Source organism: Phaeobacter sp. A36a-5a (assembly GCF_037911135.1).
GTDB lineage: Bacteria > Pseudomonadota > Alphaproteobacteria > Rhodobacterales > Rhodobacteraceae > Phaeobacter > Phaeobacter bryozoorum.
This window is the reverse complement of the sequence record NZ_JBBLYU010000001.1, coordinates 1,327,716-1,348,912: the sequence shown is the minus strand read 5'-3', so window position 1 is coordinate 1,348,912 and position 21,197 is coordinate 1,327,716. Positions and strand designations below refer to the sequence as shown.

The 21,197-nt window shown below is 61.9% G+C and carries 18 protein-coding genes; 10 read left to right on the top strand and 8 right to left on the bottom strand.

The annotated features are described in order from the left end of the window. Positions 1-8 precede the first annotated feature (8 nt). The 3 genes from WLQ66_RS06350 (at position 9) to WLQ66_RS06340 (ending at position 1,560) form a co-directional block, all read left to right on the top strand. Positions 9-485 (top strand): arsenate reductase ArsC, encoded by a 477-nt coding sequence (locus WLQ66_RS06350; RefSeq protein ID WP_340545510.1) that lies wholly within the window; start codon positions 9-11, stop codon positions 483-485. Then, positions 482-1,138, top strand: coding sequence for an aquaporin (locus tag WLQ66_RS06345; RefSeq protein WP_340545509.1), 657 nt, complete (start codon positions 482-484; stop codon positions 1,136-1,138). Before WLQ66_RS06350 ends, WLQ66_RS06345 begins: the two co-directional genes overlap by 4 nt. A 191-nt stretch (positions 1,139-1,329) precedes the next feature. Further along, positions 1,330-1,560 (top strand): hypothetical protein, encoded by a 231-nt coding sequence (locus tag WLQ66_RS06340; protein WP_014874610.1) that lies wholly within the window; start codon positions 1,330-1,332, stop codon positions 1,558-1,560. Between the two features lie 145 nt (positions 1,561-1,705). Here the strand turns inward: WLQ66_RS06340 and WLQ66_RS06335 are convergent, their stop codons facing one another. After that, a complete protein-coding gene (locus WLQ66_RS06335; protein WP_340545508.1) occupies positions 1,706-2,329 on the bottom strand; it encodes a helix-turn-helix domain-containing protein in 624 nt (207 codons plus the stop codon). Between the two features lie 65 nt (positions 2,330-2,394). Between WLQ66_RS06335 and WLQ66_RS06330 the strand changes: the two genes are divergently transcribed. From WLQ66_RS06330 to WLQ66_RS06320, 3 genes are all read left to right on the top strand, one after another. Next, entirely contained in the window at positions 2,395-4,005 is a 1,611-nt protein-coding gene (locus WLQ66_RS06330) for a class I adenylate-forming enzyme family protein (RefSeq protein WP_340545507.1), read from the top strand. Next, positions 4,002-4,673, top strand: a complete 672-nt coding sequence (locus tag WLQ66_RS06325; protein WP_340545506.1) for a DsbA family oxidoreductase — start codon at positions 4,002-4,004, stop codon at positions 4,671-4,673. Before WLQ66_RS06330 ends, WLQ66_RS06325 begins: the two co-directional genes overlap by 4 nt. A 221-nt stretch (positions 4,674-4,894) precedes the next feature. Then, on the top strand, positions 4,895-6,118 hold the full coding sequence (locus WLQ66_RS06320) for an MFS transporter (protein WP_340545505.1): 1,224 nt from the start codon (positions 4,895-4,897) through the stop codon (positions 6,116-6,118). Positions 6,119-6,210: 92 nt separating this feature from the next. On the opposite strand, the gene mfd is transcribed toward WLQ66_RS06320, so the two are convergent. Both mfd and WLQ66_RS06310 read right to left on the bottom strand, forming a co-directional pair. After that, the gene (mfd, locus tag WLQ66_RS06315; RefSeq protein WP_340545504.1) at positions 6,211-9,672 is read right to left on the bottom strand and encodes a transcription-repair coupling factor; all 3,462 of its coding nucleotides are present in this window, start codon (positions 9,670-9,672) and stop codon (positions 6,211-6,213) included. Positions 9,673-9,706: 34 nt separating this feature from the next. Beyond that, a complete protein-coding gene (locus WLQ66_RS06310) occupies positions 9,707-10,231 on the bottom strand; it encodes a component of SufBCD complex (RefSeq protein WP_340545503.1) in 525 nt (174 codons plus the stop codon). A 201-nt stretch (positions 10,232-10,432) separates the two neighbouring features. On the opposite strand from WLQ66_RS06310, the gene hemB reads away from it, so the two are divergent. Together hemB and WLQ66_RS06300 are read left to right on the top strand one after the other, a co-directional pair. Beyond that, entirely contained in the window at positions 10,433-11,431 is a 999-nt protein-coding gene (gene hemB, locus WLQ66_RS06305) for a porphobilinogen synthase (RefSeq protein WP_340545502.1), read from the top strand. 217 nt (positions 11,432-11,648) lie between these two features. Further along, positions 11,649-12,224 (top strand): lipid-binding SYLF domain-containing protein, encoded by a 576-nt coding sequence (locus WLQ66_RS06300; RefSeq protein WP_340545501.1) that lies wholly within the window; start codon positions 11,649-11,651, stop codon positions 12,222-12,224. 165 nt (positions 12,225-12,389) lie between these two features. Here the strand turns inward: WLQ66_RS06300 and WLQ66_RS06295 are convergent, their stop codons facing one another. After that, complete coding sequence (locus WLQ66_RS06295) at positions 12,390-13,259, bottom strand: NAD(P)-dependent oxidoreductase (RefSeq protein ID WP_340545500.1); 870 nt, start codon at positions 13,257-13,259, stop codon at positions 12,390-12,392. A gap of 136 nt (positions 13,260-13,395) precedes the next feature. Between WLQ66_RS06295 and WLQ66_RS06290 the strand changes: the two genes are divergently transcribed. Further along, complete coding sequence (locus WLQ66_RS06290; protein WP_340545499.1) at positions 13,396-15,885, top strand: penicillin acylase family protein; 2,490 nt, start codon at positions 13,396-13,398, stop codon at positions 15,883-15,885. A gap of 104 nt (positions 15,886-15,989) precedes the next feature. Here the strand turns inward: WLQ66_RS06290 and hflX are convergent, their stop codons facing one another. From hflX to trkA, 4 genes are all read right to left on the bottom strand, one after another. Continuing rightward, positions 15,990-17,261 (bottom strand): GTPase HflX, encoded by a 1,272-nt coding sequence (hflX, locus tag WLQ66_RS06285; protein WP_340545498.1) that lies wholly within the window; start codon positions 17,259-17,261, stop codon positions 15,990-15,992. Beyond that, positions 17,261-17,500 carry an RNA chaperone Hfq gene (hfq, locus tag WLQ66_RS06280; protein ID WP_008204623.1) on the bottom strand — a complete coding sequence of 80 codons (240 nt, stop codon included), beginning with the start codon at positions 17,498-17,500 and terminating at the stop codon, positions 17,261-17,263. The genes hflX and hfq overlap by 1 nt, the downstream gene beginning before the upstream one ends. A gap of 128 nt (positions 17,501-17,628) precedes the next feature. Then, complete coding sequence (locus tag WLQ66_RS06275) at positions 17,629-19,176, bottom strand: TrkH family potassium uptake protein (RefSeq protein WP_340546316.1); 1,548 nt, start codon at positions 19,174-19,176, stop codon at positions 17,629-17,631. A 1-nt stretch (position 19,177) separates the two neighbouring features. Continuing rightward, positions 19,178-20,554, bottom strand: coding sequence for a Trk system potassium transporter TrkA (gene trkA, locus WLQ66_RS06270; protein ID WP_340545497.1), 1,377 nt, complete (start codon positions 20,552-20,554; stop codon positions 19,178-19,180). A gap of 129 nt (positions 20,555-20,683) precedes the next feature. On the opposite strand from trkA, the gene WLQ66_RS06265 reads away from it, so the two are divergent. Beyond that, positions 20,684-21,145, top strand: a complete 462-nt coding sequence (locus WLQ66_RS06265) for a hypothetical protein (protein WP_374015281.1) — start codon at positions 20,684-20,686, stop codon at positions 21,143-21,145. Positions 21,146-21,197: the final 52 nt, after the last annotated feature.

Genomic DNA, 21,197 nt, shown 5'->3' with positions numbered 1-21,197 from the left:
TTTCCCATATGAATATCCTCGTCCTCTGTACCGGCAATTCAGCGCGGTCTATCCTGCTGGAAACGCTGCTGAACACCCATGGTAATGGCCGTGTCCGCGCCTATTCCGCCGGATCCAAACCCGCCGGAAAAGTGCATCCGCAGTCATTGGTTCTGCTGAATGAGAAAGGCCATGACACAGACGCGGCCCGGTCAAAAAGCTGGGACGAATTTGCAGGCCCCGATGCCCCTGAGATGGACCTTGTGATCACCGTCTGCGCCTCCGCCGCAGGCGAAACCTGCCCGATCTGGCCCGGCGCGCCGCTCCGCGCCCATTGGGGTATCGAGGATCCGGCCGCCGCCGCGGAGCCAGATTGGGACGCTGCCTTTCAGACCGCCTATGCGCGGCTGGAGCGCCGCGCGCTGGCCTTCCTTGATCTGCCGCTGGAGACGCTGGATCGTGACAGCCTGCGCCAGGAGCTGACACGCATCGGAGAGCTGCCATGACCACGCAGAAGCTGATGGCCGAGGGGCTAGGCACCTGTTTCCTGCTGATTGGCGTCGTGGGCTCCGGCATCATGGCCGAAACCCTGTCGGGCGGAAATGTCGGGCTGGCGCTGCTGGCCAATGCGGTGGCAACCGGCGCGATGCTCTATGTGATCATCACCACGCTGGGGCCGATCTCGGGCGCGCATTTCAATCCGGCTGTGACGCTGGCCTTTGCGCTGCGCGGTGACCACAGCTGGCGCGCGGTTCCGCCCTACCTGGCGGCGCAGATCATAGGGGGCATCCTCGGCGTCTGGGCAAGCCACGTGATGTTCGATCTGTCGATCCTGCAAAGCTCCAGCACAATGCACCGAACCGGTATGGCCCAGTGGTTCTCCGAAATCCTCGCGACATTTGGATTGCTCTTCGTGATCTTCGGTGGGTTGCGATCGCGGCCCGAGGCCGTGCCGACGCTGGTCGCCTTCTACATCACAGGTGCCTATTGGTTCACTTCCTCCACCAGCTTTGCCAATCCGGCGGTCACCATTGCACGCGGGTTCAGCGACACCTTCGCCGGGATCTACCCCGGCCATATCCTGATGTTCATCGTGATGCAGGTGATCGGCGTCGGGCTGGCGCATCTCCTCTTGCCGCGCCTGTTCCGTCCCAGCTGACGCTACCCCTGACGCGAACACGGATCCCGGCAGAGATTGGCACCAATCCCGTCAGCCGCCTCTTGCTATTGCTGCGCCCCGGCCGGTCCACCCCGCGCCGGGGCGCAGCACGTCTGACGCGGACTTTCTTTTTTTGCAAAAAATGCTAGCATAAATACCCACGCGCAATTTTGACCCGGAGGGACCCCCCCATGCCTGTTCAAACAGCCCGCGCCAGCTGGTTCGACAGGATGCCCCGTCTCAAGCAACGGTTTCCGCATCTGCAAACTCGCTCGGCCCCATCCCTGTTCGACGACAAGGATAAGTTTGTGGCTTATCTCGCCCGAACGCACCATCTGACGCTGACCGAAGCGCGTGAGGAAGTGGATGATTTTCTCTACACGGAAAGCCTGCACCGCGAGCTGGAGCATCAGCTGAACTGATCTCTGATCCCGCATGGCTTAGGTACGCGCCAGGCGATGGCGGTTGCCTTGGTGGCGCGCGAACGTCTGCAACCTAAATCATCCTGATTGCATCAGGCTGAGCATGGTCCGGCAGCGCGCGCGGCCCCCGCTGCGCCTGCGATGATCAGGACAGGGATGTCACCCAGAGGATACTGGCGTCTTCGTCGCTGAGCGAAATCACGTTATGGCCCATCGCCGCATCATAATAGGCGCTGTCACCGCGCCGCATTTCGATCGGTTCATAGAACTCGGTATAGAGCCGCACGACGCCGGTCAGCACGTATAGGAATTCCTCTCCATCGTGGCGCACCCAACCATCAAACTCGTCCATCGAGCGCGCCCGAACGCGGGCGCGATAAGGCAGCATCCGCTTGCGCGTCAGGCTGTCGGCCAAGAGTTCATGTTCGTAGGTGGTGGTCGCATGGGCAGACCCCTGACCGGTCTTTGTGACCGTCAGACGCCCGTTCACCTGATCCCGCTGCGGCTGCGTAAACAGCTGTGGAACCGAGATCTGAAGCCCGACTGCAAGCTTCTTCAACGCCTCGTAAGTCGGTGACATCTGGCCATTTTCGATCTTTGACAGGGTCGATCGGGCCAGGCCGGCCTGATTGGCCGCATGTTCCAATGTCCAGTCCCGCGCCTTGCGCAGCTCACGCACACGGGCGCCCAGATCCAGCGGCTCGGTTTCGGCAGCCTCGCCCGACGCACGGGCAATAGTGATGAGCGATTTTGGATCACGAGAGGTCATGCTTTTTCCTATAGGCCGGGGCGCGCCATCTTGCAACGCGTGGATTGCCAAGTTAGCCAATCGACATGCAATCCCTGTTTGACAGCGGGCCCTTCGCGCCCTGCCCCGCGCCGTTCAATCTGGCTGACCACGTGCTTTACCAACGTGGGTCGGCCCAACCTGCCGCCGCGGATGCCATGGCACTTGCGGTTCTGGCGGTTCAGGCAAACGCCGAAGCGTCGACGTCACCGGGCCAGCAACCAAGCCCCCAGGTGCAGTCCTGGACCTATGGAAACCTGCGGGCCGCTGTGCGTGGAACCGGTACGGGATTGCTGGCGCAAGGTTTGAAACCCGGCGACCGGGTGTTGCTGCGCCTTGGCAATACGCCGATCTTTCCGATCGCCTATCTGGGCGCCATTGCCGTGGGTCTGGTGCCGGTCCCCACGTCATCGCAGCTGACCGAACCGGAGGTGGCACGTATTATCGACGACCTGTCTCCGGCCGCTGTGCTGCGCGATCCCGAGGTTCGGTCGGTGCCACATCCCCACGAGATTGGCCGCGACTCACTTGAGGCAATGCAGCGCCACGCTCCGGCAGAAGACAGGTTTCAGATGCCCCTCGGCGACCCTGATCGGCCCGCTTATATCGTCTATACCTCCGGGACCGGCGGAAATCCGCGCGCGGTTGCCCATGCCCATCGCGCCATCTGGGCGCGGCAGATGATGATCCGCCACTGGTATGATCTGCGCCCCGACGACCGGCTGCTGCATGCCGGGGCCTTCAACTGGACCTTCACCCTCGGCACCGGTCTGATGGACCCCTGGAGTATCGGCGCGACAGCTCTGATCCCCGTGGAGGGCACGCCAGTGACCGCGCTGCCGGAGCTGTTGCGTCAGCATCGCGCCAGCCTCTTTGCCGCCGCGCCCGGTGTCTATCGCAAGCTGCTGCAAGCTGACGGGTTGCCTGATCTTCCGGCCCTGCGCCATGGTCTGTGCGCCGGGGAAAAGCTATCGGGCCAACTGGCTCGGAGCTGGCATCAGACCACCGGCACGCAGCTCTATGAGGCCTTTGGCATGTCGGAGTGCTCCACCTTCATCTCCGCGGATCCGGCGCGTGATCGCGATGCGGCTGAGGTCGGCGATACCCTGGGGTGGCCGCAGCCGGGGCGACGGGTTGCCATCCTCGATCCTGACGGCAATCCGGTCCCCCGCAACACCCCCGGCGTCATTGCCATTGATCGCCACGATCCCGGGCTGATGCTGGGCTATGTCAACGCGCCCGAGGCGACCAGGGACCGCTATAGGGGCGACTGGTTCCTGACCGGTGACCTTGGCGAAATGACGGGAGATGGCCAGATCCGCTACCTCGGTCGCAATGATGACGTGATGAATGCAGGCGGCTATCGCGTCTCCCCGCTGGAGGTGGAGGCCGCGCTGATGGCCCACCCCGATCTGGAACAGGTTGCCGTCACCTCGGTCGAGGTGAAACCCGACACTCATATTATCGTCGCGTTCTACACCGGTGCCAAAGACGTGACCGCCGAGGCGCTATCGACTTTTGCCAAGACCCGGCTGGCACGATACAAACAGCCCCGCGCCTATCTGCGCCTCGACGCGCTGCCCAGCGGAGCCAACGGAAAACTGCTGCGGCGCGCCCTGCCCGATTGCTATATTCGACACCAAAGGACCCCGTCATGAGCCTCGTTAAGCTGGATATCCTGTCCGACCCGATCTGCCCTTGGTGCTATATCGGCAAGACCCACCTGGACAAGGCGCTGGCCGACGTCGGCGATCATCCGTTTGTCATCGAGTGGCATCCGTTCCAGCTGAACCCTGACATGCCAGGCGAAGGCATGGATCGGCGTGCCTATCTTGAGGCGAAATTCGGCGGCAAGGATGGCGCGGTCCGGGCCTATGCCCCGGTCGTTGAACACGCCAGCGCCGCCGGGCTGGAGATCAATTTTGAGGCCATGGAGCGCACCCCCAACACGCTGGACGCCCATCGGCTGATCCACTGGGCCGGGATCGAAGGCAAACAGGGCGCCGTGGTCGATGCTTTGTTTGACGCCTATTTCGTCAAAGCGCTGGATATTGGCGACGCCGAGGTCCTCGCCGATATCGCCGAAGCGGCCGGCATGGACCGGGCCGTCACCCTGCGCCTGTTGTCCGGCGACACAGACGCCGAGGAGATCCGCAGCCGCGATGCCCATTCGCGCAAGATGGGGATCACATCTGTCCCGACATTTGTGGTGGCCAATCAGCACGCCGTTCCCGGCGCCCAACAGCCCGAACTGTGGAAACAGGTTATCGCCGACATTCAGGCGCAGCTGGACCAGGACGCTGCTCCAAATGCAGAGCCGACCTGAGGGGCGCACGGTAACACACTGAAATACTGTAAAAACTAATGAAACTGAATCGCTGACCTCTGGCGGTCCGCTTCGCATCTGGCTTACGACGCATAAAGATGCACATAATTCTGTGCGCCCCCGCTTCTGGCCCAATCCCGGTGGATATGTTAGCGCGGACAGAGTGACGCCCAGACAGCGCCCGATTACCGGGGCTCCTGATGTGTCACCAGAGGTTTCAAATGACAAAAGATATTCACATCAGCATGTCAAAAGCTGAGTTCATTGCCCTGATTGCGATGATGTTCGCAACCGTTGCATTTTCCATCGACGCCATGCTGCCAGCCCTGCCCGAAATCGGTCAGACGCTCAGCCCTGACAACCCCAACCGTGCGCAGCTGGTCATTGCCGCCTTCGCGCTTGGCATGGGGATCGGGACTTTCTTTACAGGCCCGCTTTCCGATGCCTTTGGGCGCAGGACGGTCATTTTTGCTGCGGCTGCTCTTTATATTCTCGCCGCGCTGGCGGCCTACGCCAGCTCTTCTATCGAAATGCTGCTGCTCAGCCGTGTGGTCATGGGGCTTGGCGCTGCCGGTCCGCGTGTCGTGGCTCTGGCCATCGTGCGCGATCTCTATTCCGGCCGGGAAATGGCGCGGATGATGTCCATTGCCATGCTGATCTTCACCCTGGTCCCGGCCATCGCACCGATGCTGGGGGCTGGTATTATTCTGCTGACAAGCTGGCGCGCGATCTTCCTGGCCTTTGCGCTATTTGCGATCATCATCATCCTGTGGATGGGGCTGCGCCTGCCCGAACCCTTGCCGCGGGAAAATCGCCGTCCGTTCCGCCTGCCAAGCCTGCTGGCTGCCGTGGCCGAGATGCTCCAGCACCCGACCGTCCGGCTGTCAATGATGGTCCAGTGCCTGTGCCTGGCGATGCTGTTTTGCATGATCACATTGGTGCAGCCGATCTTTGACGTGGTCTTTGACCGCGCGGCCAGCTTCCCCTTCTGGTTTGGCTTCATTGCCGTGATGTCTGGCACTGGCAGCCTGATCAATGCCTCCGTTGTGGTCCGCCTTGGGATGCGGCGCATGGTGACCTGGGCGCTGGGGGGGCAGATCCTGCTGTCAGCGATCATGCTGAGCCTGGGCACGCTGAACCTGCCGAATGATGTGATGTTCGGCCTCTTTGTGGCCTGGCAGACAAGCGTCTTTTTCATGGCTGGGCTGACCCTAGGCAACCTCAACGCAATGGCGATGGAACCGATGGGTCATATTGCAGGTATGGCAGCCTCGATCGTCGGGGGGGGCTCCACCGTCTTTGCTGCCGCTGCGGCTGCAACCGTCGGGCTTCTGTTTGACGGCTCCATTGCGCCACTGACCGGGTCGATCCTGCTCATGGTCGCCGCAGGCTTTGTCATCATGCTGCATATGGCGCGGGTTGAGAACCGGATCGCAGCCGAATAATCCCGCCCCCAAGAGAATGAAAAGCAAAGCCCCTCCAAAATGTTGGAGGGGCTTTTTCACGTTCTCACTTCAAGCCGATCAGATCAAGCCGATCAGCTGGTTTTGGCCCTGGCCTTCTTCTTCTCGGCAACCACTTTTTCCGCCAGATCCCGCGCGATGGCAAAGGCACCTTTGATCTTGTCGCCGTCTTTCTTCCAGTCCCGACGGACGACAATCTTGTTGTCTTTCACCTTGGCCAGCCCATCCTGGGCCTGGATGAAGTCCACCAGCCCCTGGGGTGATGCGAATTTATCGTTGTGGAACTGGATCGTTGCCCCCTTGGGCCCGCCGTCCAGTTTGGCAATGCCAGCGCGTTTGCACATTGCCTTGATCCGCACCACCAGCATCAGCGTATTGACCTCCTTCGGCAGCGGACCGAAACGGTCGATAAGCTCCGCCGCAAAGCCTTCCAGCTCCACCTTGGTACTAAGGTCGGAAAGCCGACGATACAGGCCCAAACGCACATCCAGATCGGGTACGTACTCCTCTGGGATCAGGACTGGCACCCCTAGGTTGATCTGTGGCGCCCATTGATCATCGCTGCCGGTCAACCCTTCCAGCTCACCAGATTTGATCTTGGCAATCGCCTCTTCCAGCATGGACTGATAAAGCTCATAGCCCACATCACGCATCTGGCCGGATTGCTCCTCGCCCAAGAGGTTGCCAGCGCCGCGAATGTCCAGATCCTGTGACGCCAGAGAGAACCCCGCGCCCAGCGTATCCAGCGACCCCAGCACCCGCAGGCGTTTCTCGGCTCCGGGTGTCAGACGCACCCGCGGCTTGGTCGTGAGATAAGCATAGGCGCGCGTCTTTGACCGGCCCACGCGGCCCCGGATCTGATAGAGCTGCGCCAGACCAAACATATCGGCACGATGCACGACCATCGTATTGGCGGTCGGAATATCGAGGCCGGACTCCACGATTGTGGTCGCCAGCAGAATGTCGAACTTGCCATCGTAAAAGGCATTCATCCGGTCATCCAGATCCCCGGCGGCCAGCTGGCCGTGGGCGATGACGTAGCTCAGCTCGGGCAGCTGCTCCCTCAGGAAGGCCTCGACATCGGGCAGATCGGTGATGCGCGGCACCACGTAAAAGCTTTGCCCGCCACGATAATGTTCCCGCAGCAGCGCCTCGCGGATGGTGACGGCGTCAAACTCGCTGACATAGGTGCGGATCGCCAGACGGTCCACCGGCGGTGTGCCGATGATCGAGAGGTCCCGCACCCCGGTGAGGCTCAGCTGAAGCGTACGCGGAATCGGCGTCGCGGTCAGCGTCAGGACGTGAATGTCGCTGCGCATCTGTTTCAGCCGTTCTTTATGCGCGACCCCGAAATGCTGTTCCTCGTCGATGATCAGCAGGCCAAGGTTCTGAAACCGGATCGATTTGGCCAAAAGCGCATGGGTGCCAACCACGATATCAACCGTTCCGCGAGCCATGCCTTCGCGGGTTTTCGCCGCTTCCTTTGCTGAAACAAAGCGTGACAACTGCCTGACTTCCAAGGGAAACCCGCGAAACCTCTGGGCAAAAGCCGCCGCATGTTGACGGGCAAGCAGCGTCGTCGGCGCGACAATAGCCACCTGCACGCCGGACATCGCCGCAATGAAGGCCGCGCGCATCGCAATCTCGGTCTTGCCAAATCCAACGTCACCGCAGATCAGACGATCCATCGGCGAGCCGGACTGCAAATCCTCCATCACCTCGGCAATGGCACGCAGCTGGTCGTCGGTCTCCTGATAGGGGAAACGGGCGGAGAATTCGTCCCAGGCGTGCGGCGGCGGATCCATCATCGGCGCCTTGCGCAGCGCCCGTTCTGCGGCCACACGGATCAGCCGATCCGCCATCTCGCGGATGCGTTCCTTTAGCTTGGCCTTCTTGGCCTGCCAGGCACCGCCGCCGAGCCGATCCAGAAGCCCCTCGTCGTGGCCGTATTTGGACAGCAGTTCAATGTTCTCGACTGGCAGGTACAGCTTTGATTGTTCTGCATATTCCAGCAGAATACACTCATGCGCCGCGCCAGCGGCGGTCACCACCTCCAGACCCTTGTAGCGGCCAATCCCATGGTCCACATGCACCACCAGATCACCGGGGCTGAGCGATTGGGTTTCAGTGAGGAAATTCTCGGCCTTGCGCCGCTTCTTGGGCGCGCGGATCAGCCGGTCACCCAGCACATCCTGTTCGGAAATCACCGTCAGATCGGCGGTCTCGAACCCGTGCTCCAGCGCCCAGACCGCCAGATGCAACCCAGATTTGCCGATCCGGGTACCATCGCGGATCGCGATCACCTCGGCCAGGCCCTCATCCTCGATCAGGCCGGTCAAACGCTCTCGGGCGCCCTCTGAATAAGAGGCAACAACCACCGGACCCACCTGCAAACGCGCTTTAATATGATCTGCCAGCGCACTGAACAAGCTCACATTTTCCAGCTGTCGCTCCGGCGAGAAATTGCGTCCGATCCGCCCACCGGCATCAATCACCCCCGGCCCGCTGGCCTGTGGCAGCGGATGGAACTGGATCACCCGGTGATCCGCGATCGCGGCCTCCCAAGCGGCATCATCCAGATACAGCAGCCCCGGCGGCACCGGTTTATAGACGGTATCCATCCGCCCCTTCTGCGCCATCGCGATCTTGCGCGTCTCATATTGGTCCGCGATGCTGTCCCAACGCGCCAACCGAGCCGGTGTCACCTGATCGTCCAATGTCACCGTGGCTGACGGCAGATAGTCAAACAGCGTTTCCAGCCGCTCATGAAAGAACGGCAACCAATGCTCGATGCCCTGGTATTTTCGCCCGGCTGAAACCGCCTCGTATAGCGGATCATCGGTGCCCGCTGCGCCAAACTCGATCCGGTAGTTCTGCCGAAACCGGGTCACCGCCGCCTCATCAAGGATCACCTCGGAAACTGGCGCCAATTCAACCACGCTCAGCTTTTCGGTGGTCCGCTGGGTGGCGGGATCAAACCGCCGGGCCCCATCCAGCACATCCCCAAAGAGATCCAGCCGCACCGGGCCGCTCTGTCCCGGCGGATAGATATCAATGATACCGCCCCGCACCGCAAAATCCCCCGGCTCCATCACCGTCGGGCTCTTGGTGAATCCCATCCGTGTGAGGTAGCTGCGCAGCGCCTCTTCGTCGATGCGACGGTCCACTTCGGCGGTAAAGGCGGAATCCTTCAGAACCTGCCGTGCAGGCACCCGCTGGGTCGCCGCATTCAGCGTGGTGAGCAGCACAAATTGCCCCGGCATCTGATGCACAAGCGCCGCCAGCGTCGCCATCCGGGCCGCGGCAATATCTGCATTGGGCGACACCCGGTCATACGGCAGGCAATCCCAGCCCGGAAAGCTGATCACCGGCATGTCGGGCGCAAAAAAAGCCAGCGCCGCCCGGGTCGCTTCCATCCGCTTGTCGTCGCGCGCCACATGCAGGACAGGACCATTGCTGCTGGCCGCCTCTTTCAGGATCAGCCGCGCATCAAAACCTTCTGGTGCGCCGCCCGCGGTGATTGCCCGTTGCGCCATCTACGTCTCTCTTTCGTCGTCTGCCCGCAGGCGATTAGCCGAGGAACCCGATTTGAAGGTTCTGATACATGCCCCAGAGCGCGGTGACAAAAATCGCCACCATCCCCACCAGCTGAATGAACAGCCGGCTGAGGGTCAGCTGCCGGATCAGGGTTTCCCCCGCCAGCCCTTCGCGGTGGATCCGGCGCGCGGAGTTCCAGTTAATTAGGCCGACAAACCCCATGGGAAAGGCCAGCAGGAACACGGCCTGGGCAAATTCAACACCGTAGTAAAACCCCAGCATCCCCAGCATGGCGAGCACAAAACAGGTCATGCCCAGCACCCAGTGGCCCGATACATCGGTGATATACATCATCCGGTTCACATTGACCCGCGCAATCGCCTCCAGATCCAGCGCTGCCTGTCCACCCTGCTTGCGGGCGCGGTACACCATGTCAAACGGCACCCCCATCACCCAATGGCTGGCAGAGGACCAGACAACGGCCAGCGCGATCCAATACCACAGGTTGGAAAAGGACCGCAGATCAATCAGCTCGGTCAAGGTATGAAACAGATCCACTGCGCGGCCCTTCTCTCGTCCAGTCTTTGCGCCCCTATATCCCCCGCGCGGCGCCCTGGCACAAGGGGTGGCCCCGCGCCGCAATAAGATGGGGACATTTGGCGCGGCGAATCTGTCACTTGTCGCCGCCGTCATTCCATGCGACCCAAAGGGAGACCACCGCGACCGCCCCCGGTCGCGCCAAAGACCTGCGAGGACCCGATGAAGCCGACCGTCGCCCCATTTCCCGCTGCCCGTCCACGCCGACTGCGCAGCACCTCTGCCCTGCGCAATCTGGTGCGTGAAACCACCTTGACCAGCGACGATCTGATCTGGCCGGTTTTTGTCCGCGACGGCGAGGCGATCGAAGAGCCGATCCCCTCCATGCCTGGTGTTACCCGGCGCAGCATCGACAAGGTGGCCGAAGCCGCCGTCGAGGCGCAGGCGCTTGGTATTCCGGCGATCTGTCTGTTTCCCTATACCGACCCCGCGCTCAAGACCGAGGATTGCGCAGAAGCCTGGAGCCCCGACAATCTGGTCAACCGCGCCATCCGCGCCATCAAATCCGCCGCACCGGATATAGCGGTGATGACCGATGTGGCGCTGGATCCCTATAATATCAACGGCCATGACGGCTATGTCGTCGATGGCGAAATCGTCAACGACGAAACCGTCGAGGCGCTGGTCAAGATGACCGTGGCCCAGGCCGATGCCGGTGCCGATATCATTGGCCCCTCCGACATGATGGATGGTCGCATCGGCGCCATGCGCCGCGCGCTTGAAGCGGCGGGCCACCGCAATGTCACCATCCTGTCCTATGCGGCCAAATACGCCTCCGCATTCTACGGACCCTTTCGCGATGCCGTCGGCGCCTCCGGCGCGCTAAAGGGGGATAAGAAGACCTATCAAATGGACCCGGGCAATACCGATGAGGCGCTGCGTATGATCGAACGCGATCTGAGCGAAGGCGCCGATATGGTGATGATCAAACCGGGGCTGGCCTATCTCGACATCTGTCAGCGGGTGAAATCCACCTTTGGCGCGCCCACCTTTGCCTATCAGGTCTCCGGCGAATACGCGATGATCGAGGCCGCTGCGCAGAATGGCTGGATCGACGGCGAACGCATCATGATGGAAAGCCTCATGGCCTTCAAACGGGCGGGCTGCGATGGCGTGCTGAGCTATTACGCCCCGGCTGCGGCGCGGTTGTTGAACGGCTGATCCGCATCGGACCGGTGGCCGCCTTCGTGCATTGCGCGGGCAGCGGATCGCCTAAAATTGACGGCAGGAAGCCGCTGATTGCGGCGGTCGCAGTGATGACAGACGGCAGCTTTCCGCGTATACCATGCCACAGAGCCAGAGAACTGGCCGCAACTGAACAGTGACAGGCCGAAATGACAGCCCGCGCGGCGCCGGCCCCAGAAAACAGGCAAACAAGATGAGCAGCTCTTATTCTTCCCGTTTGACCCGGCGCGGTTTTGCGCTTGGCGCCCTCGCCGGTGCCGGTGTCACCGCCGCCTGCGGCAATGGCATCGGCAACAGCAATGCCAGCAAGATCGACGCCCGCGTCGATGCAACTCTCAGCCAGATGTACAGCCAATACCCCGGCGCCGTCGCACTGGCCGAAAAATCAACCGGCATGCTGGTGATGCCACTGGTGACCGAGGCAGGCTTCCTTGTCGGCGGTGCCTTCGGTCGCGGCGCGCTGCGCATCGACGGCGTAACGGTGGATTATTATTCCACTGTAAAAGGGAATGCAGGCCTGCAGATCGGCGCACAGCAATACGCTCATGTGCTGTTCTTCATGACCCAGGAAGCACTGTCGAACTTCCGCCGCTCCTCCGGCTGGGCCGCGGGCGCCGATCTGGAATATGTGATCCGCGACGAAGGCGACTCGCTGGCCGCCGATACCAATACGCTGAACAGCCCTATCCTGGCAGCGGTTTTCGGACAGGCAGGGCTGCGTCTTGGCGCCACCCTGGAAGGCACCAAATACACCCGCATTATCCCCTGATCCCTGCCCGCGCGCGCCCCGGCGGAGCGGATCAGCCAAGCTGGCAACGCGCGCAGCATGAAACAGGGTTTCGACTGTCGCGCGGCTGCCTATCTTCTGGCCCGAAATATCCCCGCCGGAGGCATGGCCTTTCCATCAGGAAAGGCCATTTTCATACCGACCTACTCAAAAGGCCTTCAGGCGTTTGAACAGGCTGGAGGTGTCCCAGCGGCCGCCGCCCAATTTCTGGACATCCTTGTAGAACTGATCGACCAGCGCCGTAACCGGCAGGCTCGCGCCGGTTTCCTCCGCCGCATCCAGACAAATGCCCAGATCCTTGCGCATCCAATCGACCGCAAACCCATGCTCGAAGTGATCGTCCAGCATGGTCTCATGCCGATTGACCATCTGCCAGCTGCCTGCCGCGCCCTGGCTGATCACTTCCACAACAGCCCGACCATCCAGCCCCGCCTTCTCGGCGAAATGCAGCGCCTCGCTCAGCCCCTGAACCAGCCCGGCGATGGCAATCTGGTTGCACATCTTGGTCATCTGGCCAGCGCCGCTGTCGCCGATCCGGCGGCAGATCCGCGCATAGGCGCCGATGATCGGCTCTGCCTTGTCATAGGCGGCCTGATCGCCGCCGCACATGACCGAGAGCACGCCATTCTCCGCCCCCGCCTGTCCGCCGGAAATCGGCGCATCGACAAAAGCGAGATCCAGATCCGCCGCAGCGCCATATAAGTCGCGCGTGACCTTCGCCGATACGGTGGTGTGATCGACAAAGATCGCCCCCGCGTCCATGCCGCCAAAGGCACCGTCATCGCCCAGGCAGACGCTGCGCAGATCATCGTCATTGCCAACGCAGGCCATCACGAACTCAGCCCCTGCCGCGGCCGCACGCGGCGTTGCGGCGGCGCGGCCACCATGTTCCTTGGCCCAAGCCTCTGCCTTGGCCGCAGTGCGATTATACACCGTGACCTCGTGACCGGCGGCCACCAGATGACCGGCCATCGGATAGCCCATCACTCCCAAACCCAAGAATGCAATCTTCGCCATCTGCTTTCCCCCTGATGCGTCTTGTCCTATGTTGGCGCCACCCTAGCAGCCGCGCCGCCCGGTGCAATCTGCGAGGGCGACAATCTGCGCCATAACCGGGCCAATAACGCCAAAAACCTGAGGAAACGCACCACCGATGGGACTTCTCTTTCGCTGGCTCCTGCGCCTTGCCGCCGCTTTGATTCTGCTTCTGGTGATGGGGCTTGGTCTGGTCTATTTCCTCGCCGCGCAATCCCTGCCCGACTACGACAAGGAGATCACCCTGCCCGGCCTCCTCGCACCGGTGGAGATCGTGCGTGACAATGCCAATGTGCCGCATATCTTCGGCAGCTATGGCGCCAGCGATGAAGATGTCTATTTCGGTCTCGGCTATGCCCATGCGCAGGATCGCCTGTGGCAGATGACCACCCTGCGCCGCACCGCCATGGGCCGCCTGTCGGAGATCTTTGGCAGCCGCACCGTACAGGTCGACACGCTGATCCGGCGGCTGGACATCTACCGGCTGGCGCAGCAGTCGGTCGCCGCGCAGACGCCTGAGACGATGACCGCCCTGCGCGCTTATTCCGCAGGGGTCAATGCCCGGCTGCAAGAGATCAACGAGGATGCGCTGGGGCGCGGCGCACCTGAGATGTTCCTGTTCAATGTGCCCATGGCGCCCTGGCAGCCCGCCGACAGTATCGCGGTTATGAAACTGATGGGCCTCAAGCTATCAGGGCACATGCAGGAGGAAATCCTACGCGCCCGTACCTCTCTGGCGCTGCCGGATCCCAGCCGACTGAAGGACATCCTGCCCGACGCCCCCGGCAATGGCGTGGCGGCCCTGCCGGAATATGCCGCGCTGTTTCCCCAGCTGCCCCGTCATGCCAGCACCAGCACCGATGGCAGCCAGACGCTGCCCTTCATGCCGATTGCGCCGCGCGGGCTGGCCGGCGCCTCCAACGCCTGGGCTGCGGCACCCAGCCGGTCGGCGGCGGGCGGTACGCTGCTGGCCAATGATCCGCATCTGGAGCTGACGGCACCCGGTCTGTGGTATCTGGCGCGGCTGGAACTCGGCACCGGCGGTGTCATCGGCGCCACCATTCCCGGCATTCCCGCTGTGATCTCCGGCCGCTCGGACCTGCTGGGCTGGGGGGTGACCTCCTCTTATATGGATGATCAGGATCTGTTCATCGAACAGCTGAACCCGGACAATCCCGAGGAATACAAGACCGCCGACGGCTTCAAGCGGTTCACCAGCCGCCCTTCGATCATCAATATCAAGGATGAGACGCCGGTCACCCTGACCCTGCGCTGGACCGACAATGGCCCGGTGCTGCCCCGCTCGCTGTTCGATCTTGCGTCGATCACACCGCCCGGTCATGTGGTCAGCCTCGGCTGGACCGGCCTTAGCGGGCAAGACACCTCGATGAGCGCCGCACTCGAGCTGATGCGGGCCAATACGGTCGCAGAGGCGATCGAAATCGGCGAAGGCTATTTCGCCCCCTCGCAGAACCTGACCCTTGCCGACAGGACCACGGTCGCGCTCAAAACCGTGGGCGCCATACCGCAGCGCGACGCACGGCACCAAAGCCAGGGCCGGATGCCGAGCCAGGGCTGGCGCCCCGAGAACCAGTGGCAGGGCCGCGCACCCTATGCCGCCAACCCGGAATTTGTCTCGCCCATCGGCGGCATTCTCGGCAATACCAACAACAAGCTACTGGACCGCCCCTTCCCCAACCATGTGTCCTACACCTGGGGCGATACCCAGCGGATCAACCGCTGGAAAAAGCTGATGCAGGACCGCCAGGTCCATACCCGTGACAGCTTTATCGAGGCACAGCTCGACACCGTGTCCTATACCGCGCGCACCCTGCTGCCGCTGATTGGTGCCGATCTGTGGTTCACGGGAGAGGCCGCCCCCGAGGGTACCCGCGAACGTCAGCGCCAGATCGCCCTGACCCTGCTGTCAGAGTGGAACGGTGAAATGAACGAACATCTGCCGGAACCGCTGATCTATGCCGCCTGGGTTCGGGCTTTGCAGAAACGCCTGATCACTGACGATCTCGGCCCGCTGGCTGCTGAGTTCACGCAGGTCGACCCGCTGTTCCTTGAACGGGTCTTCCGCGATGTCGAAGGCGCCTCGGTCTGGTGCGATATCCGCCAAAGCGCACCTACAGAGAGCTGCACCGAATTGGCCCGCCTGGCCCTTGATGATGCGCTGATCTGGATCGAAGAAACCTATGGGACCGCATTGGAATCCTTGCGCTGGGGCGATGCCCATCAGGCCACCCAGAACCACGAAGTCCTGGGTGACGTGCCCCTGCTGCGGGTTTTTGTAAACATCCGTCAGTCCACCAGCGGCGGCGACAACACGCTGCAGCGGGGGCTCACCTCCGGCAAAGGCGAGCACCCGTTCAGCAACGTTCACGCCGCAGGCTATCGGGGTGTCTATGATTTTGCCGATCCTGACAGCTCCGTCTTCATCACCGCCACCGGCCAATCCGGCCATTTCCTGTCGCGGCACTACGACGACATGTCCCAGCTCTGGCGGCGCGGCGAATATATCCCGATGTCACTGGACGAGGATTTGGCCCGGGCAGCAGCCGTTGGTATCACCCGGCTGATCCCCGCGGCCCCCGCGGAATGAGGCGGGCGATCCGGCGCCCGCAGCCAAACGTATCTTTTTCAAAACAAAATACCCCGCAACCGGTCCGGTTGCGGGGTATTTTCTAGACGAACTGCGCGACCTGATCAGAGCGCCGCGAAGCGATTCTTCTGTGTCTCGGTCCACAGAACAGTCAGTTCAAACCCGGTATCGGTCTGGGTTTCGCTTTGCACAACATCCTGTTCAAACAACCAGGCACGCTGCTTTCCTTGCGCAAATGTCAGGGTGATATCATCCTCATGCCGGATCAGCCGCAGCTTGTCGGTGATATCCGCCAACAGCCCATCCAGCCCCTCGCCGGTGATCGCAGAGATGGCATGAATGCCCTCTTCACGCTCCGCGCGCTGGCGGCGGGCCTCGGCCTCTTCCTCATCCAGAAGATCAAGCTTGTTCCAGACCTCAATCCGCGCACGGCTGTCATCAACCCCGAGCGAGGTCAGAATGCTCTCGACATCCGCCGCCTGGTTCTGGGTCTCATCATGGCTGATATCGCGTACATGCACGACCACATCGGCGGCCAGCACCTCTTCCAGCGTTGCCCGGAACGCAGCAACAAGCTCGGTCGGCAGATCAGAAATAAACCCTACCGTATCCGACAGGATGATTTCCGGCCCATCCGGCAGCTCAACCCGGCGCATGGTCGGATCCAGCGTGGCAAAAAGCATGTCCTTTGCCATCACCTCGGCACCGGTCAGCCGGTTGAAAAGCGTCGATTTTCCGGCGTTGGTATAGCCCACCAGCGCCACAATCGGATAGGGAATCTTGGCCCGTGCTGCGCGATGCAGCGTCCGGGTTTTCACCACCTTGTCCAACTGCCGGCGCAGCCGAACGAGCTGCTCGTCAATGGCGCGCCTGTCGGCCTCGATCTGGGTTTCGCCGGGTCCGCCGACAAATCCCAATCCGCCACGCTGCCGCTCCAGGTGGGTCCAGGCCCGCACCAGTCGCGTGCGCTGATAGCTGAGTGCCGCCATTTCAACCTGCAACACCCCCTCACGGGTGCGCGCCCGGTCCGAGAAGATCTCGAGGATCAGCCCGGTCCGGTCAAGGATTTTGACCTTCCAGGCCTTCTCAAGATTGCGCTGCTGAACCGGCGACACCGGGCCGTCGATCAGGACCAGCTCCACCTCTTCGGCCTGGAACATCGCCTTCAGCTCTTCGATTTTCCCGGATCCAAACAGCATCCCCGCATGCGCCTTTGGCAGGCGCACGACGGCCGATCCGATCACCTCGATGTCTGGCAGAGCCTCGGCCAATGACACGCCCTCAGCAAGGGCGGACACCGGATCGCGGCGATCGCGGTCTGATTTGATATCGGGATGCACCACCCAGGCACGGGTGGGCGTCCGGTCATGCTCCATCAAGAGGCGTCTTCACCTTCATACAGGCTGATCGGCTGGGCAGGCATGATCGTCGAGATGGCGTGTTTGTAAACCAGTTGCGACTGCCCGTCCCGACGCAGCAGGACACAGAAATTGTCAAACCATGTGATCACACCCTGCAACTTTACGCCGTTGATCAGAAAGATGGTGACCGGAACCTTGGTTTTACGAACGTGGTTCAGGAAGGCATCCTGAAGATTCTGTCTGTCCGAAGCCATTATTATTATCTCGCCTTTGTTCTTGTCGCGCTGCGGACCAGCGCCCCGTTAATGAATACTATGAACGCAGATAGTCGGAGTTTCCACCCGAAAATTACTCATATGACGTCCACGGTAACCATGATTGATCAGCTGCGCCAGAGGTTTGGTGTCATAAGGGCAATGATCGCCAATGTTTCCAGCCGTCCCAACACCATGGCAAAGCACAGGATCAGTTTTGCGCTGGCTGTCAGATGGATCAGTGCGATGGGTTCGGATCCTGCGACCTCGGTCAGCGGGCCGGTTGTGGACAGGGTCGCAATGGTCAGGATCAGCGCCTGTTCGAAATCCGAACCAACTGCGGCCAGGCTGATGCTGATCACCGCCAGTGACAGCGCAAACAGCATGAAGAACACCCAGGCGACAAAAGCCCCGTTGCGTTGCAGTCGCCGATTGCCCTTGCCCTCGTTGCTGACGGAGGACGGATGCACCAGCCGTTCCATCTCGCGCAAGCCGTTCAGATAAAGCGCATAGACCCGCAGCAGTTTCACCCCGCCTGCCGTGGTGGCGACGCCGCCGCCGATCACCGCAAGCCCCAGTAGGATCATGCCCGGCGTATCCAGCCCGGACCATTGGCGGGCGGTTTCCCAGTCGGCGCTCTCGAACCCGGTGGTCGACAGGAACGACAGCACGGTAAAAGTCGCCCCCCACCATGAGTGCAGCCCCTGCATCAGATCACTGGTGGTTGCGACATCAAAACTGGCGATCCAATGGCGCAGGAACAACAGCAGAGGCACGCCAAAGACAATCAGCAGGCCGATGCGGAACTCCGGGTCGCGATCCAACCGGCTATGGCCGCTGGTCACCGTATCGGTCGAAAACGTCAGCCGAGACAGGGCAAAGAACATGAACAGGAACATCACCATTTCCCCGGCGATGCCACTGGCGCCATTCTCCACCCCGCCCACCGCCGAGATACCGGAGGTGGCCAGCACCGACATCGCATGTCCCAGCGCAACAAGGGCGGTCTCGCCCGTGATGATCAACAGGATCCACAGAACCAGCGTCAGCCCGGCATAAAGCGGCGCCAGGGTTTTGGTCACCACCACAAGTTTGCGACGTGGATCAGCCCGCTGCATATGGAGCGGCGTCTCGGTGCCGCGTCCCGGCTCCCCCCGCGCGGTCACCTCAAATCCCCCCAGCGACAGCGGCGCCAGAATGGCCGAGGCCGCAACCCACATCAGCAGCCCACCCAGCCAGCCCACCATGGCCCGCCACAGATGCACGCTCGGCGGCAGGCGGTTGGGATCGGCAAATACATCCGCCCCGGTGGTGGTGATCGCGCTGACCATATCGAAATAGGCGTTGAGATAGCTGGTGTTGCCCAGGGCATCCTGCACCGGAACCGCCAGGAATGCGGGCAACACGGCAAAGCTCGCAAGCAGCGAGGTGAGCTGCCCCGGCATGCTGTACCGTGGCATCCGGTTGCCCATCGACAGCCCGACCAGCACAACCAGCATCAATCCCAGCACACCGGAATAGAAGAAACTGCGCGAGGTCTGGTGATCATCCAGGATCAGCGCATGAACGGCAGGCACCCACATCGCCAGCGCGGCCACCATCAGGATCAGCAGAAAGAGCGGCAGACGCAGCAGGCCGCCTGTTTTTTCCATCGGCTGTTTGCGATGACGCGCCATGTTAGAAGAAGTCAATCGAGACCTGCATCAGGCGCTCAACCTCCGGCACATCCGCAGCCATGGCAAAGAGCGCGATCACATCGCCCTCCTCGATCCGCATTCCACCGGTCGGCCGCATCACCTTACCGTTCTTGCTAACGGCGCCGACCAGCACCCCTTCGGGGAACGCGATGTCGCGGATCATCTGCCCAGCCATGGGAGAGGTCGACATCACCTCGGCCTCGATCACCTCGGCCTCGGCATCGCCGATGGAATAGACCTGTCGCACCCGGCCATAGCGGATGTGGCGCAGGATCGAGCTCACCGTTGTGGCCCGCGGATTGATATAGGCGTCGATCCCCAGCGGCGCCATCAGCGGCACCAGCGTCGGATCGTTGATCAGTGCAATCGCCAGCGGGCAGCCTTCGGCCTTGGCCCGCACAGCGGCCAGCATATTGACCTTGTCGTCATCGGTGACCGCCAGCATGGCGTCGGCCCGGTCGATCCCCGCCTCGATCATCAGGCTGCGATCCAGACCATCGCCGTTCAGCACGATGGTTCGCTCCAGCGTCTCGGCGGCGCGTTCGGCACATTTGCGGTTGCGCTCAATCATCTTGGCACGGGTGCGCCCAGTCCGGGCCTCCAGCGCCTTGGCCACCTCAAGCCCGACATTGCCGCCGCCAACGATCACTACGCGATCCTGGCGTTTCTGTTGTTTGCCAAACACTTCGATCGTGCGGCTCACGTCATCAACATGGGCAAACACATAGGCGCTGTCCCCCACAAACAGCTGATCCCCCGGCTCTGGCGCAAACAGGGTGCCATCGCGGCGAATGCCCACAACGATGGCCCGCAGCGTCGAAAACAGATCCGTCAGCTGTCGCAGCGGCGTGTTGACCACCGGACAGTCCTCGTCAATCTGCACCCCCAGCAGCTGCGCTTTGCCGTCCATGAACATCTCTGTATCAAAGGCGGCAGGCGCCGAAAGACGCTGCATCGCCGCCGCTGCCACCTCGCGCTCGGGGCTGATCACCACATCAATCGGCAGATGGTCGCGGCGGTAGAGATCCGAATAAATCGCTTCGAGATAGCTTTTTGAGCGCAGTCGCGCAATCTTGCGCTGGATCGAAAAGACCGAATGAGCCACCTGGCAGGTGACCATATTGACCTCATCCGAATGTGTGGCCGCAATGATCATGTCTGCGTCACGGGCACCGGCGCGGGTCAGCACGTCCGGGTAGGAGGCAAAGCCGGCAATCCCCTGCACATCCAGCGTATCCGTCGCGCGGCGCACCAGATCGGGATTGTTGTCCACCACGGTCACGTCATTGTGCTCCCCCGACAGGTGCCGGGCGATTTGCCAGCCGACCTGACCTGCGCCACAGATAATAACCTTCATGTGCTTGTTCCTCAGGGCGCTGCTGCGCGAAATCGCGCGTTTTGAATGACAGAAGCCGCCGGAACGGTCAATTCAATTGTCTTACCGCCCGTTCTGGCGCACAATCAAAGGATGTCCATAAGAAATCATATGCTTGCCGCACTGCTGGTGACATCAGCGCTGGCGGCCTGTGGCCCGGTTCCGGTCTATTACCGCGCCGGTGCGGATGTGGCCCGGCGCGATGCGGATCTCCTCGCCTGCGAGGTCAGCGCCCTGCGCGACGCCCCTGTGGCCACCCAGATCCGCCAGCACCCGCCGATCTTTCGCCCCGGTGGCGAGGTTTGCCGCAACGGGCGTTGCTATCACCGGGCCGGCTATTGGGAGGATGGCGGCATCTATACCGTGGACGTCAACGCCGATCTGCGCCAGCGGGTCGAGCGGTCCTGCATGGCCGCGAAGGGCTACGAAAACATAGCCGTAAAACGCTGTCCGCAGTCGGTGGCGGATGCCGTCGGGGCGCGGCGCGCCGCAACCCTGCCTCAACTCAGCCAGACCTCCTGTGCGATCGAACGCCGTGGTCAGTCGCCACAGATTGTGGCGACGACGCCCTAAGGCTCAACCACGGCGTACCGAGCTGTCAGTCAGGAAACCCTGACAAACCACT

What these genes read in the sequence shown, in the direction of transcription:
- WLQ66_RS06350 (WP_340545510.1), top strand. Translation starts at nt 9, where the DNA reads ATGAATATCCTCGTCCTCTGTACCGGCAATTCAGCGCGGTCTATCCTG.
- WLQ66_RS06345 (WP_340545509.1), top strand. Translation starts at nt 482, where the DNA reads ATGACCACGCAGAAGCTGATGGCCGAGGGGCTAGGCACCTGTTTCCTG.
- WLQ66_RS06340 (WP_014874610.1), top strand. Translation starts at nt 1,330, where the DNA reads ATGCCTGTTCAAACAGCCCGCGCCAGCTGGTTCGACAGGATGCCCCGT.
- WLQ66_RS06335 (WP_340545508.1), bottom strand. Translation starts at nt 2,329, where the DNA reads ATGACCTCTCGTGATCCAAAATCGCTCATCACTATTGCCCGTGCGTCG.
- WLQ66_RS06330 (WP_340545507.1), top strand. Translation starts at nt 2,395, where the DNA reads ATGCAATCCCTGTTTGACAGCGGGCCCTTCGCGCCCTGCCCCGCGCCG.
- WLQ66_RS06325 (WP_340545506.1), top strand. Translation starts at nt 4,002, where the DNA reads ATGAGCCTCGTTAAGCTGGATATCCTGTCCGACCCGATCTGCCCTTGG.
- WLQ66_RS06320 (WP_340545505.1), top strand. Translation starts at nt 4,895, where the DNA reads ATGACAAAAGATATTCACATCAGCATGTCAAAAGCTGAGTTCATTGCC.
- mfd (WP_340545504.1), bottom strand. Translation starts at nt 9,672, where the DNA reads ATGGCGCAACGGGCAATCACCGCGGGCGGCGCACCAGAAGGTTTTGAT.
- hemB (WP_340545502.1), top strand. Translation starts at nt 10,433, where the DNA reads ATGAAGCCGACCGTCGCCCCATTTCCCGCTGCCCGTCCACGCCGACTG.
- WLQ66_RS06300 (WP_340545501.1), top strand. Translation starts at nt 11,649, where the DNA reads ATGAGCAGCTCTTATTCTTCCCGTTTGACCCGGCGCGGTTTTGCGCTT.
- WLQ66_RS06295 (WP_340545500.1), bottom strand. Translation starts at nt 13,259, where the DNA reads ATGGCGAAGATTGCATTCTTGGGTTTGGGAGTGATGGGCTATCCGATG.
- WLQ66_RS06290 (WP_340545499.1), top strand. Translation starts at nt 13,396, where the DNA reads ATGGGACTTCTCTTTCGCTGGCTCCTGCGCCTTGCCGCCGCTTTGATT.
- hflX (WP_340545498.1), bottom strand. Translation starts at nt 17,261, where the DNA reads ATGGAGCATGACCGGACGCCCACCCGTGCCTGGGTGGTGCATCCCGAT.
- hfq (WP_008204623.1), bottom strand. Translation starts at nt 17,500, where the DNA reads ATGGCTTCGGACAGACAGAATCTTCAGGATGCCTTCCTGAACCACGTT.
- WLQ66_RS06275 (WP_340546316.1), bottom strand. Translation starts at nt 19,176, where the DNA reads ATGGCGCGTCATCGCAAACAGCCGATGGAAAAAACAGGCGGCCTGCTG.
- trkA (WP_340545497.1), bottom strand. Translation starts at nt 20,554, where the DNA reads ATGAAGGTTATTATCTGTGGCGCAGGTCAGGTCGGCTGGCAAATCGCC.
- WLQ66_RS06265 (WP_374015281.1), top strand. Translation starts at nt 20,684, where the DNA reads ATGCTTGCCGCACTGCTGGTGACATCAGCGCTGGCGGCCTGTGGCCCG.